The sequence below is a fragment of the Buchnera aphidicola (Pemphigus obesinymphae) genome, from assembly GCF_026122815.1.
In the GTDB taxonomy this organism is placed as follows: Bacteria; Pseudomonadota; Gammaproteobacteria; order Enterobacterales; family Enterobacteriaceae; genus Buchnera_C; species Buchnera_C aphidicola_BJ.
Map to the genome: position 1 here is coordinate 1 of NZ_JAIWQW010000040.1, position 1,140 is coordinate 1,140.

At 32.1% G+C, this 1,140-nt stretch carries 1 protein-coding gene; it reads right to left on the reverse strand.

The features are described 5' to 3' along the window. On the reverse strand, positions 1–1,099 hold a 1,099-nt coding region (gene groL / locus LDP10_RS03585; RefSeq protein WP_265197129.1), incomplete at its 3' end, for a chaperonin GroEL. Positions 1,100–1,140: the final 41 nt, after the last annotated feature.

Sequence of the window (1,140 nt, forward strand, 5' to 3'; positions counted from 1 at the left end):
CATTTAATTTTTCTTTATCGTAATCAGAAGTAGCTTCTTGAATTTCTTGACGTATTTGAGATACTCTATTTTTAATAGAATATTTTTCACCTATTCCACCAATGATAGTAGTTGTATCTTTATTAATTACAACTCTTTTAGCTTGTCCTAAATCTTCTAAGGTAGATTTCTCTAATTCCATTGCTAATTCTTCAGATATTACATTTCCAGCTGTTAAAACAGCGATATCTTGTAACATAGATTTACGTCGATCACCAAAACCAGGTGCTTTTACTGCAGCTACTTTTACTATGCCTCTCATAGAATTCACTACTAAAGTAGCTAAAGCTTCCCCTTCTAAATCTTCTGAAATAATTAATAAAGGTTTACTAGATTTTGCAACAGCTTCTAATAATGGCAATAATTCTCGAATATTAGATATTTTTTTATCCGCCATTAAAATATAAGGATTTTCTAATTCTACAATACCCGTTTCTGGCTTATTAATAAAATAAGGAGATAAATAACCTCTATCAAATTGCATACCTTTCACAACTTCTAATTCATTCTCTAAACCTGTTCCTTCTTCAACGGTAATTACTCCATCGTTACCTACTTTTTCCATCGCGTCCGCAATTAAAACTCCTACTTTTTCATCAGCATTAGCAGAAATTGTACCTACTTGAGTAATTGCTTTAGAATCAGAACATGGAACAGACAATTTTTTTAACTCTTTTACAGCACAAATAACAGCTTTATCAATTCCTCTTTTTAAATCCATCGGATTCATTCCAGCTGCTACAGCTTTTAAACCTTCGTTAACAATTGCCTGAGCTAATAAAGTAGCCGTAGTAGTACCGTCACCAGCAGCATCATTTGCTTTAGATGCTACTTCTTTTACCATTTGCGCACCCATGTTTTCAAATTTATCTTCTAATTCTATTTCACGAGCTACAGAAACTCCATCTTTAGTAATACTAGGAGCTCCAAATGACTTGTCCAAAACTACATTTCGACCTTTTGGTCCCAAAGTTACTTTTACTGCATCTGCTAAAACATTTACACCACGAAGCATTTTTACACGTGCTTCATTACCAAATTTTACATCTTTAGCTGCCATTTTATTTTCCTTAAATAATTTAAATTAAATTATAGTAAAAA